This window comes from Paenibacillus alkalitolerans (genome assembly GCF_016482785.1).
Lineage (GTDB): Bacteria > Bacillota > Bacilli > Paenibacillales > YIM-B00363 > Paenibacillus_AE > Paenibacillus_AE alkalitolerans.
In genome coordinates, this window is the sequence record NZ_JAEMXM010000021.1 from 77,582 (window position 1) to 90,591 (window position 13,010).

Sequence of the window (13,010 nt, forward strand, 5' to 3'; positions counted from 1 at the left end):
TTGGTTGCGAAACGTCATGAATTATTTCGCTTGCACCACCTCCTTTGTGCCCACAAATGTTGGTAATTTTGTAAACGCTCCCAATGATGATCTGTGGAAAGGCCGACAAAGAGCTTTGTCGGCCTTCACTCTTGCTGTTATGATTTGATCAAATTACAATTTCTGCCCACCGGATCAGAATAGCAGCTTGCTCGGAAGTGAAGAATTTCCCAGCTTGGTCCTTTACCTGCTCGATATAGTCGGCCATCATGCTCTTCGCAGCGTCTATTTTTCCATCATCTGCAGCAGCTTTCGCCTGATCCAGCTTTTGATTCAGCGAAACGGCCATCGTTTCCCACGTCTTGGTATTCGTCTCCTGCAGGAACGCATTCGTCACGGTCTTTAAGCTGTCGAACGTTACCGTCACCGTAAACGTATGACTGACCGTCGTTTGCTGGCCTGCCGCGTCCTCCGCTGTCGCTGTTACCGTATGCTGTCCGGACTCCAGCGTATACGCCTTGGTCTGAAGCAGCGGTACGTTGCAAGGCGAATACGTTATGCCCGACACAGTGTCGGCTGCGCTGCACGTAATCAAGATGTCTTGATCAATCAAGAAGTACGTGTCCCCGGTAACCGTTACTTCAGGAGCCGTCAAATCAATGTTAATCGCAAGCGTTCTCGTTTCTCCCGTATCCACGGAACGGCGGTACTGAACCTGATGCGTTCCCTCTTGGTCCAGAATCACAGGCTCACTGTAAGCTAACCAGGTGTTTCCGCCGTCCAGACTGTATTCCGCAATTTTCGCAGGAGATAGCGTTACCGTGACAGGAGACGTATACCATCCGTTCTTGCCGTTGGGCACCTCAGGGTCCAGGGATGCGGTGATGTCTTTCCACTGCAGTCCTTCGAGCGCCGCAAGCAGACTTGCTGATGCCGCATCGATCTCCGCCTGGGTTGCCTCTGCATTGTTGTACACCGATTGAGCGTTCGATACTTCCGTTAGAAGCGCTTGTACGCTTTCCTCTTTGTACAGCTCGGTGTCGATCGCCGCGGCTTCTTCCAGCAGCAGCGTGATCAAGCTATTATCTAACCATGTTAACGTATGATTATAAAGCGCTTTGATTTCGTCAGCGCTCAAGACGGAGTTCTTAATGCGGAACTCGTCAATTTTGCCGCTAAACAACGGATCTGCTGAATTGTTGCTCTCGCCGATATAGTTGTTTCTTGGCTTGAAGTCGCTTGGTTTGATCGTCAGGTTATTACTCTCATCCTTTAGTTCCCCGTTCACGTACAGCTTCGCCGTACCGCTTCCCAGCGTTACCGCCACATGCGCCCAGTCGCCTACCGGAAGCTCCGGCGCCTCCAATTCCAACTCACTGCTTCCGTTTTTGATCTTGAAACGCAACTTCTTATCATCCCTCGAGCTTGGTGTCAGTATCAAGTATTGCGACGCACTGTTTCCAAAGTCGAAGATCCGCTGCCACATTTTTCCGCCACCCCAGTTCACCCAGGCAGCAATCGTGATGTCATCGGCATCGGACAAATGAGACGTCGAAGGAAGCGTGACATAGCTGTCCGTGCCGTTCAGTTCGATGGCTTGCCCGATCTTCCCGTCCGAATATGCAGGCGATCCGGTGACGGTACCGCCGGTTGACCCGAACGTATTGTTCGCATCCCCCTCAAACGAATAAAGCGACATTGTATACGGAACAAGCAAATTCTCGGCTTGATCGAGCTCGGCCGCAAGCCCGGTCTTATCTGCACCCGGTTCGCTCATGGCCGCTTCGATCCGCGCCACTTCCTTCATGTACAGGTAGTAGCTGCCCTTCGTGTAGTCCGCAGCAGGAAGCACATGCAGCTTGACGTTAACGTTCACCGTCTGGCTCGCTTCGAAGCTTCCGTTGCTCACCGTGAAGGTTACCGGATTGGTGCCATAATCCGCTTGGCTCGGAGTCCAAGTGAGGATGCCATTCGCGGAGTCGAACGACGCGCCCGCCGGCAAATTCTCTACGCTGTAAACGAGCAAAGCGCCTGACGGATCGGATGCATCCACCTGATAGCTGAACAACTCCTTCGCCGTAGCGTCCACTGTCGTATCGGGGCCGATTTCCGGCTGCCCTTTGACGGTGATCTTGATCGTTTGGGAAGTAGACAAGTCCCCGGAAGCGACGGTAAACGTAACCGGGTAAATGCCGCCTTGTTCCAACGCCGGGGTCCAATCGAACGTCCGGGTTTCCGCGTCGAACGTTGCGCCGTCCGGCAAACCGGTTGCCCCGTACACAATGTCTTCCGCGTTCGTTGCGTGAACCGTGAACGCAAGCCGCTCGCCGGCCAGGACGTATTTATTGCCGATCGGATCAAGCACCGGCAATCCCGCAATATATTGCAATCCGTTCAGCGCCGTCAGCAGCTCTGCGGAAGCCGCATCCACATCCTCCTGCGTCGATTGATCTCCCGCCTGAACCGCTTGCGCATTCGCAACCGCCGCTTGCAACGCTTCAAAACTTTCGGCTGTGTAATAATCTTCGACAGCCGCCGCAGCCTCTTCTAACAGAAGCGTGAGCAAGCTATTATCAAACCATGTTGATGTTTTATTATAAAGAGCCTTGATCTCGTCAGCGCTCAAGACGGAGGTCTCAATGCGGAACTCGTCAATCTTGCCGCTAAACAACGGATCATTTATATTGTTGCTCTTGCCGATATAGTTGTTGCTTGGCTTGAAGTCGCTCGGTTTGATCGTCAGGTTATTACTCTCATCCTTTAGTTCACCGTTCACGTACAGCTTCGCCGTACCGCTTCCCAGCGTTACCGCTACATGTGCCCAGTCGCCTGCCGGAAGCTCCGGCGCCTCCAATTCCAGCGAATTGCTGCCGTTTCTGATCTTGAAACGCAACTTCTTATCATCTCTCGAGCTTGGTGTCATCATCAAGTATTGCGACGTACTGTTTCCAAACTCGAAGATCCGCTGCCATATTTTTCCACCACCCCAGTTTACCCAGGCGGCAATCGTGATGTCATCGGCATCGGACAAATGATGCGTCGAAGGAAGCGTGACATAGCTGTCCATGCCGTTCAGTTCGATCGCTTGCCCGATCTTACCGGTCGAATATACAGGCGATCCGGAGACGGTGCCGTCAAATGAACCGAATGTATTATTCACTTCCCCTTCAAACGAATAAAGGGATGATGTATACGAAACAAGCAAATTGCGGGCATCGTAGATTTCGTCAATCAGGATCGCCTCGTCGGCATCCGGCTTAGCCATCTCCGTCTTGATGCACTCCAGTTCCTTTTGGTACAGGTAATAGCTGGCCTTCGTATACCCCGAAGCCGACAAGCTCTCCGCGTTCTGCATCACAACTTCAATCGGATCCGCGGTAACCGATGCGGCATAGAACGGCTGTGGCGATCCGTCCCCGTGAACCGGCAATATCCTGTAGTACACGCTGCCGGTCCGCAGGCCCTCTTCCACGTACGAAGTTGCTCTCGTCTCCGCGAGAACGAGCGTCCAGGGGGAACCGTCTGCCGGCTCCGCCGTACCCGGCTTCAATTCCGGATCGGTCATACCCGCTGCATCGTCCGTGGTGCGGTACAGATGGAACCAGGAAGCCTGCTTCGGTTTATTCCAGTACAGCGTCGCTGTATCCTGCTCTTTGACAACGAACGGATTGACACTGCCTTGCGGCGTTTCCGTTACCGTGACTTCGCTGAACTGCGCTTGATCGGATGCGACAACGCCGGTATAGTACGCATAAGTCAGCAATGTAGACATCTTCGTCACATACGTCCAATTCGTTCCGTCTTTGGATACGAAAGCGTACACCGTCTGCGAGTCATGGTCGCGCATCAGTTTGACGTACGGATACTCCAGAGCGGTGTAGCCTTGAATATTCGCATTCAACGGGCTTACGACCGCCTGGTTCGTAAATTGATGGATCGAGATCCTCGTGCGGTTTTGCAGCACAAGGTCGCCGTTCTCGTCCGCGCCGAAATAGATGTAGCGGGCTTTGCCCTCAGTGAGCCGGTCGCGCATCATGATGCCGCCCGCTTCTCCCGAAGTACTGTCGATCTTCGCACTGACGGAGCTGTTGCCGGAAGCGACCCGGCTTACAAAATGCAGCGAATCGAAAATATCCCGCTTGTAAATATTGGAGTCGTCGCCTTCGCCGAAGCCTGTCCCGTCTACAGCATCGATCGATATCGAAGAGCCGTCGATGACAGCGTTGCCTGCCGTGGTCCCGATCCGGTCGTCGCGCCACGCCGCATCGGCATTACCGGATACCGGCGCCGTCAAATCAACCTTAGCGCGCCAGGAATCCCAGCCTGTCCCGTTTGCGTTTACGCCAGCGACTTTGTAATAGTAAACCTTGCCGTTTTGGACCGCCCGATCCTTATAATAATTGCCAATTACTCCTGTCGCGATCGTCTCGTAAGGACCGTCTTCCGCTTCTGAACGTTTAATCGTGTAAGATTGCCCGCCCGAAGTCGTTTTCCAGGAGATGCCGACATAACCGTTGCCTGCAAGCGCATTGACAAAGTCAACATGGAACGGCTTCGGAGCAAGCTCCATATCCGACGTTAATTTCAGCACCATCGCGGTTTTGGGCGCAATGGTCACTTTGCCGTTCACGACCGGAACGTTCGTCCCCGATACGAGATCAAGTACCTCGTTTCCGGTAAAGTCGGCCGGCAATTCAACGTCAAACGTCTGTTTATTGCCGTATTCATCGCGAGTTGTGTTGAAAATCATGAAATATTTGCCGTACCTTGACGTTTGCAATTCCGGATAACCGGAATAAGGATTGTCCACTTCAAAGTTATCACGGTTGATCGTTCCTACGCCCGGCTGATAAGAAGCCGGAGCAACTTCGCCGGCCAGCGCCTGCGGAGCCCCGCTCCAATTGTTCGCCCGGCCGTTAAAATGAAAATCCCAGTCGATGTAGGGCGCCCGCAAGTAGTAATCTTCATACCGGAACTTGTTGTTAGTCGCGATCTGAACGATATGGTGGTAGCCGTCTTTCACCACACGAAGCCGTCCGTTGCTTGTCATACCGCGATTTCGGTAAAACAGCGAGCCGAACATTCTGAAATCGCCGTCTTTTACCGACACGTACATATTGTCGATATCCGTCCATGCAAACTGCTCGTAGTCGTCCGGATTGACGCCAAGCGCGGCAATTTCTTCCGGCTTGTAAACATCGAAATCCGAATGCGGAAGGACAACCCCAGCCATAACATTGCCGTCAAACCGGCTGTAGTTGGCCCGATCGGAAGTCACATAATCATAGTCATCCGCTAAACTGTAATTCGGTCGGCTCATCGAAATTCTACTTCCGAAGTCTCTCGTATGCAATAGCTGGTGATCCGCAAGCTGCTGCTGCACGAAACCGACCGCTTCTCTCGCGTACTGCCAGTACTCGTCCCATTCCGGACTGCTGTATCTTTGCTCGTTCTGAGCCATCACCTTTTCCAAGGATGCAAACTGCATCCCCATTCCAAAGCCCACTCTTGCGCCATACGCGTGAAGCCCGTTTATGGACTGGTTTCGCTCGTCCGTGACTTGCTCCGCTCTCATCACTCGTTTTCCGTCATCGGTTAGTGACGGGTAACGGACAAATCCGCGGGCGTGGACCGATTTCAATGCCGCTTTCAGAATTTCGTCATTCATTTCTTCGTCGCCGGCATGGTTCAACGTTTTATAGAAATAAGTCAAAAGATAGTTGGCGGCCTCACCGTAGTTCGCTACATAGCCGTTTTCCCTTGTAAGTCCCGCCTCCGTCAAGCCGGTATAATGCTTACCGTAAGGCAGTCTTCTAACAACGTTGCCTTCCGCATCCAGCTTGCTCTTGGCAAGCCCTTTGCCGACAATGTGAACGAAATCGTCCGTGAACTGCGCCTCCCTATCGTGATAGAACAGCGAATGGTACAAATCCAATTCTTCGCCGCTGGGACCGACCAACACCTCTTCTCCCAAGAATGGCCTGATCCCCAGTGATTCCAGAAGGATTTGATTGCTGCGCTCTTTGCCTTCGTAGAAGCTTGAGCCGATCAAACGCAGCCCTTCATGAGCCTCCCACGCGCCTACGTATGTATAGTACACCTGGTTATAGATATAAGAAAGCCGTGTACGGGCAAAGTCGAAGTTCGCCTTCAGCACCCGTTCCCATGCTTCGCGGCGCGTCAGCTCGCCGCCTTCCCAGTCCACGCCCGCCAGAGAGAATTCGCCTTCGGTCGTTCCGGTGACGAACGGCTCGTCCAGAAATGCGCCCCACGCCGCTTCCCCATAGATCGTATCGTCCTTGATCAGGTTCTCGACAATGTACAGCGCTTCTCCAAGCGCTCCGTAGTAGCCGCCCCAGTCGCCCTGGTGTCCGCCGCGCAGCACCAGCCTCGTATTGCCGTAATAATCTATGACATGGTTGTCGATCGTTTTGAAAATGCGCTGAAGCGCCGCCCTTTTCTCTTCCGGCGTCTTCGCCGGAGACCAACTTTGTTTCAGAACGTCCGCGTAAAACATCAGTTCGTCCTGATATTTGACGATCGACATCTTGCCTCCTGCGCTTGAATCCACTTTATTCGATAATCCGTTGAAAAAGTCGATATGGCTTTGCATGTAGTCGTCGATCAGAGCCTGCTTCTCCGCATCCGTCAGATCCGGCGTAAGCATCGTATCCGGATTCTGATCGGGCTTGAATTTGTAACCCTGTGTCTCCCCATCCACGTTAATATAGGCTTGCGTATGGGTGTAGGCGCTATAATAGCCCCTTGTATCGGATGTCATGTTACCCCAAGGGTTGAACGATTTGATCGTGATCTCGACCGTTTCCTTCCCAACCGTTGATTCCAGCGGAAGCATGATCGTATTGTATAAGAAACGGTTCGGCAGTACCCAGCGTTTGTTAATCGTTTCATAATCGCCGTACGAGATATATCCGATCTGCTCGCCGTTAATATTGATCATGCCAATGTAACCGGCCGAGCTTTCATCCCCAAATTTCAAAGTCAAATAGTTGCGCAAATACGGATCGACTTTCATTGTAAACGTCAGATCCCCGCCTTGCCCTTCAGCCGGAATACGAGGATTCGATACCCGGGCAGACTCGCCCATAAAGCCGGTGATTACGCTTGTAAATTCACCCTTGAAATTGTGAACGTTTTCAGACTCAGCATTGCCGAATATGATTTTATCCAGATAACCGTCGGCTGACGGCTCTTCCGCCGCATGCGCCACCTTGCCCGGCACAGGTCCGAACGCCGGCAAAATCAATGCGGCGATCAGGCAAATAATCAAGACCTTTCCGGCTTGTCTTGGCGTTTTCTTTACTTGTTTGAATTTAGACTTGATGCTGCTTTGCATTAACATTTCTCCCTCCCGAAACATGTTGGAACAAAGATGTTGGAACAGTCTCTCCTTTAGGGCTAAATTACAAATTCGGTTTTGAAATCGCTCGCAACTTTAGATCATGGAACTCACCTCCCGATCTAATGTACACATATAAACTAGTAGACCGTTCCATAAATATCGATCATCGACCTGCTAGACACCGATTTTCAAGTTCAGCTTGCCGATGGCATCGGCCGCCATTTGCGCGACAGCCTCCGCACCTTGTTCATTCAAGTGCGTATTGTCTTCGATCCCCTCCGGGTAATTCGGACTTTCGCCCGGGCGCAACCATGTCAGCCACTCTCTCGATTTCGCGTATCCCATTTCCTTGAATGCGACGGCGCTTCGGCCGCACAAATCGATGAAAGGCACATTTTCCTCAATGGCCAATGCTTCCATCGACCGCGGATAATCGCCGTGCGTGTTGATCAGTAGTCCGTCAACCCTTGCATGGGGTACGATTCAGGCGGATAATCCGCCATTGTCGAATCACCAGCCAAGTAAATTGTTTATTTTTCCAAAGGATCCACCTCAATCCTGCGGTATCTAAATCGTGAAAATTCAGCCTCTCCGTTACCTGCCGCATAAACACCTAGACGAAGGCTAATAAATTCGCCAAAGTTATTATGGTTATAACCTGAAACCTCCAGCGCTGAAGGATGCCGATTCCACCCAATACCATCGGTACTGTAAAACATCGTCACTGTATGGTGGTCGTTCCTAAGCTTCAAATGAAGCCGGCAGCCCAGGCCTTGTACAGGATAGCCTTTGATACCTCGCCGATGTCGATAAATTGCACGCTCCGTAAAGCTGATCCCGGCATAACAGCGGTCGTTATAAAAGAGCACAAGTCCTGCTTCAGCTTCAGGCCCGACCTTAATCTCCACTTCAGCTTCATAGGCCCGGTCGGGTGGAATGATGACGAGCGGTCCTGAATCCGCCGGTGAATCCCCTTTGGCCTTCAGCTTCAAGACGCCTCCGCCTACTTCATAACGTTCAGGATCCAGTTCCTTGTAAAATCGCCATTGCCAACCGAGTGCAGCACCTTGGAAAGCGTCGGATAGCTCCGGACAATTCCCTTGCACCGGCTTCGTCTCTCCGTCCGAATCCTGCGATACGATACGGCCAGCCGTCTTCTGTCCACTCGATCGGGTCCAGCAAGGTTTGCCTTCCAAGCGTGTAATAATCCTTTTCATAGGCATGATAGACGAAATACCATTTTCCATCAGGTGTATCGATAAGCGTACCGTGCCCCTTGGACCACCAGCGTTCTTCCTTCGACCAAGTATGCACAAGAGGATTATAGGGAGAGTTCTCCCAAGGCCCTAAAGGATGTTTGCTCCTGGCTGCAACCGCCATATGGGTCGTCGCAGGACCAGCCGTTCCGCCTTGTGCGCAAATCAAATAATAATAATCGCCTCGAACAAGCAGTTTTGGGGATTCGAGAGCCATCCCCTCCACCACCCAATCCTCAGGGATAGGCCATCCTTCATAAACCGTTTGTAAGTCGCCGGTAACGGAAAGGCCGTCGGGGGCTAAGGAAATAGCCCTTCCGTAGTTTACGTACAGGTACCGCTGCCCATCCGGCGTTAGCAGGTGCCCCGGGTCAATTCCGTCTAGTCTTAGATCAATCGGATCGCTCCATGGACCTTCCGCTTTCTCTGCATAGATAACATAATTCGTTCCGTTAGCGGGAAAGTAAATATAATAGAGCCCGTTCACATAGACCAGATCCGGCGCCCAAATATCTCCCATATAATTCTGGAGAGCATGGCAAACGGGGACCCAGTCGGTCAGGTTGCGGGAATGCCATACGAGAAGCCCTGGCGCATACATGAAAGACGAGTGTGTCATGTAATAGTCTTGACCTACCCGCACGATGGAAGGATCGGGATAATCGCCCCTTAGAATATCGATCGGTTGGGTTGCGTTTAATTTCGAATTGGACATGGTCAAATCCCCAACAGGTTCAGCTTGATAATGGCATCGGCCGCCATTCGTGCGACTGCCTCTGCACCTTGTTCATTCAAATGCGTATTGTCTTCGATCCCTTCGGGGTAATTCGGATGCTCGCCCGGTCGCAGCCAGGTCAGCCATTCTTTCGATTTGGCGTCACCCATTTCCTTGAAAGCAACGGCGGTTCGGCCGCACAAATCAATGAAAGGGACTTTCTCCTGGGCAGCCAGCGCTTCTATCGATCGGGGATACTCCCCGTGCGTGTTGATCAGAAGTCCGTCAATGTCAAAGTGCCTACGGCAAATGGACGAGATGAGCACGGGATAAGCCCCCTTCGCTCTCGCTCCGTCGATATATTGCCGCAAATAGTGATGGTACGTGCTCCAGGGACTAGTATGTCTCTCCGCATCTTCCTTACTGTCGTTGTGACCAAATTGAATGAACAAGTAGTCGCCCGGCTTGACCATTTGTAAAATTTCTTCGAGCCTTCCTTCCTCGATAAAGCTCTTGGAACTTCTCCCGCACACAGCCTTATTTACAACCCGAACGGAATCGGGGATAAATAAATAAAGCTTATTCCCCCATCCTTGCATGGGGTACGATTCAGGCGGATAATCCGCCATTGTCGAATCGCCAGCCAAGTAAATCGTTTGTTTTCCCATAACAAACACCATCTTTTCATGATTTCATTGATGACGCTCATACGCCGANGCCAGCCAAGTAAATCGTTTGTTTTCCCATAACAAACACCATCTTTTCATGATTTCATTGATGACGCTCATACGCCGAACTTATCCGCCAGCCTCTTGGCCAACTCGTCATCCGAAAGAGGATTGCGGTGCGTGTTTTCCAAATAAATATACTTTTCCGTTTCCGGCATCAGAAACTGCTTGTACCACGCGAAGAAATCGGGGCTGTCGCCGTGCATGCGCAGCCAGCGGCGAAGCGTGTCCATATTTTGTACCGTACTCTCGATATTCGTCAGCCAGTCCGCCCGGAAGAAATGAGCCCACTTCCCATGCTCGGCCAGCTTTAACGCGATTAGGCCCTTCTCATACTTCCACATCGCCTGAGAAGCATAAACAAATGCAAGCGGGTAGTTTTGTTCCCGGTAAGCGGAGTATGATTTTCCCAATGCCTCAAAGCCCTCGCAGCCGGATAGATGCAGCTCTACGTGCAGCAGCAAATGATCCTTCAGCCGAAGGCGGTCCGGCTCCGCAAGCTCAGGAAGCAACCGTTCGATTCGTTCCTTCAGCTCAAGCCAGCCCGGAATGGCATCGGCGCACAATCGGCGAAAGCATTCGACTTGCTCCGGAAAATCGGTTAACCCCGTCGCCCAATACAAGCGGCGATCCGGATGTTCCGATTTCCCCTGAAGCCAGTGTCCGACGATGATGCGTGCCGGATGATGATAGAACTCATCCCCCGCCCGATCGTCTTCGTTCGGACCATACGGAATCGTCCTCCGTGCATAGTCGCGGAACAGCTCGGCGATTTCCGGAGAACCTGAGGGAAACATCCGGCGGACAAACGACCCGAGATGCTCTTCCGTATCCGCCTCCCCCCGCGTCCACAGCTCACGCAGCAAGTCCAGCGTGTAGACATGCGGCCGGATGTTGCCGCAATTGACGAGCACGTAATCTTTTGCGCCAGCCCGAAACGCCTGCTCCACCTCTCCGCTGATCAGACTGGCCGGTGCCGGGAACAAAGCCAAATGATTCGATGCTTGAAGATCATGAAACGTCACATGGTAGTAAATGCCGTGCTTCCCTTTTTCATGCGGCTCGGGCAAAGCCGGTACCCGCAGATTCAGGTTGCCGTGGCGCCGGGACACCATCTTGCCGTATCCATTGTCCGCCCACACCTTGATAACGTCGTTTGGTACATGGACATGACCTGCTTTATATAATTCCGAGATCTCCCCATACAATGCCACGCAATACTGCGGATCGGCCACCTTGCTGCGAACCATCTCGTATTGTTTGCGCACGACTCGGCTGATCATTTCTCCGCGCTTCTCAGGCGTGTCGAATGCGGGATCGTTTATCCAGAAGGGCTGGTCTCCTTGTCCGCGGAAAGATAGAACCCAAACAATGTTGCGGTCCTTCTGCCTCTCGATCGCTTCTTCCCATAATACTTCGAACATCTCCGGGTTCTCTTGATAGCTCGCTTTCTTTCCTTCATACGCTCTCAGAAACATCTCAGCGCCCAACGGCTCTGCATGGTGGTGAGTAATCCATAATCCCATCTCTGCGGCCACATCGGCATGCACGCCGTGCCTCGGCAGGTCGGTGCCTGGAATGACCATATTCCCTCCGCAGCGCAGAAGCGCTTCAAAGACCGGCTGCCATACCTCGCGGGTCGGCGGGTACTCTTCCTTCCAGCCGATCAGGCACACCTCGTCGTTGACGAACCAACCGCGGAACCGGACGAACGGTTCCGGCGAATCGTAATCGCTCTCCGGAATCTCGACGCGGCTTCGCCGCTCGGGAGGAAGATCCGCCCAGAACCAGAACGGATCGACGCCAAGGTGCTTTCCGCTGTATTCGAGCATGCCATAGACCAGACCAAGATCGTCGCCCGCAATAATGTGAAGCTCCGTTTTGCCGCCGTACTTGACGAAACGGAAGCAAAACGCCTCCTGCCTGTCCGGGCACCGGTCTTCGGGCTTCGCATATCGGATGACCACGTCGGCCGGCTCATCCTCCGCCGTGATGAGCCTTGGAACAGCACCAAAAACCTGTTCATGGTCCCGCTGCACCATGTCCCAAGCGTGGCGGATCGGTGAAGCCGGATTGTTCGGAATGCGGTAAGTCGTATTGCGGTCAATAATAAGCACCAACTTATATTTCCTCCCAACTGACACATACTGAAATGCAATGCACTAAGTCACATTGATAACAAGTCGGGCCGAATCCATTCCTTCGGACACCGCGAAACATTCAACTCGCCCTTTTTTACCTGTAAGCCGAATCACCGTACTGACACATCCACGATACATATGCATCCCATTATTGTCGTATGGCTCACTTGATGAGAGATCTCCATTATCAACGGCAACGACTTCTGCCGGTCCAGTCACACTGAAGACGACCTTTGCACTTTCGTGGAATACAGGGATCCCCTCCATGTCCTTTGCCCGAACGGTGAATAATTTTTCATAACCTTCATTTGCATCCAGATTGATTTCCTCATAATCAAAGTCAAGTCTGACCGCAGTTCCTGCTGTTCTTAACGTATACTGGCATACCTCTTTGCCGTTAATTAAGCCCCTTACTATTACTGTACCTGGTTTATACGGCAGATAGCCTGTGATCATTCGATTCGGATAGGAGCATGGTTTTTTTACATAAATCGGGTTATCGTTCAGCTCAATGGTTACTTCTTCACAATTCGTTGCGATCATATATGGAATGACCGCCTTGTTAAACTGGGGAAAGTTCCAATGACTTGCGTATCTTGGGGCACCCCAGTGATCCTTCATTCCCTCATCCTGCAATGAATTGTCCATTACCGCCATATATACCATCGGTTCCTCTGACCAATAGCTTTGATACAGATAAGACATCGGCTTGCGCTCATTATTTGTCCAGAACAATGAATTCGTCCGTCCTTTGGATGGATATCCCATCGATTCTCCCAAATAATCAATCCCCGTCCAAAGCATACCGCCGATGACATAATCATATTT

At 52.0% G+C, this 13,010-nt stretch carries 7 protein-coding genes; all 7 read right to left on the bottom strand.

Translation table 11 applies throughout. The annotated features are described in order from the left end of the window. Positions 1-148 precede the first annotated feature (148 nt). Positions 149-7,336, bottom strand: coding sequence for a LamG-like jellyroll fold domain-containing protein (locus tag JET16_RS23740; RefSeq protein ID WP_199621215.1), 7,188 nt, complete (start codon positions 7,334-7,336; stop codon positions 149-151). Between the two features lie 180 nt (positions 7,337-7,516). Continuing rightward, positions 7,517-7,762, bottom strand: a complete 246-nt coding sequence (locus JET16_RS23745; RefSeq protein ID WP_199621217.1) for an SGNH/GDSL hydrolase family protein — start codon at positions 7,760-7,762, stop codon at positions 7,517-7,519. Between the two features lie 110 nt (positions 7,763-7,872). Next, entirely contained in the window at positions 7,873-8,448 is a 576-nt protein-coding gene (locus JET16_RS30295) for a beta-xylosidase family glycoside hydrolase (RefSeq protein WP_325176766.1), read from the bottom strand. Further along, positions 8,360-9,313 carry a family 43 glycosylhydrolase gene (locus JET16_RS23750; RefSeq protein WP_233532159.1) on the bottom strand — a complete coding sequence of 318 codons (954 nt, stop codon included), beginning with the start codon at positions 9,311-9,313 and terminating at the stop codon, positions 8,360-8,362. Before JET16_RS23750 ends, JET16_RS30295 begins: the two co-directional genes overlap by 89 nt. Before the next feature lie 2 nt (positions 9,314-9,315). Continuing rightward, on the bottom strand, positions 9,316-9,981 hold the full coding sequence (locus tag JET16_RS23755) for a rhamnogalacturonan acetylesterase (protein WP_199621220.1): 666 nt from the start codon (positions 9,979-9,981) through the stop codon (positions 9,316-9,318). Between the two features lie 116 nt (positions 9,982-10,097). Then, on the bottom strand, positions 10,098-12,158 hold the full coding sequence (locus JET16_RS23760) for a glycosyl hydrolase 115 family protein (protein WP_325176768.1): 2,061 nt from the start codon (positions 12,156-12,158) through the stop codon (positions 10,098-10,100). 45 nt (positions 12,159-12,203) lie between these two features. Next, positions 12,204-13,010: DUF4982 domain-containing protein (locus JET16_RS23765; protein WP_325176767.1), on the bottom strand; the 807-nt coding region annotated here is incomplete at its 5' end.

Bases quoted from the DNA above. Each gene is read 5' to 3' on its own strand.
- JET16_RS23750 (WP_233532159.1), bottom strand. From the start codon at position 9,313: ATGTCCAATTCGAAATTAAACGCAACCCAACCGATCGATATTCTAAGG.
- JET16_RS23740 (WP_199621215.1), bottom strand. From the start codon at position 7,336: ATGCAAAGCAGCATCAAGTCTAAATTCAAACAAGTAAAGAAAACGCCA.
- JET16_RS23755 (WP_199621220.1), bottom strand. From the start codon at position 9,981: ATGGGAAAACAAACGATTTACTTGGCTGGCGATTCGACAATGGCGGAT.
- JET16_RS23745 (WP_199621217.1), bottom strand. From the start codon at position 7,762: ATGGAAGCATTGGCCATTGAGGAAAATGTGCCTTTCATCGATTTGTGC.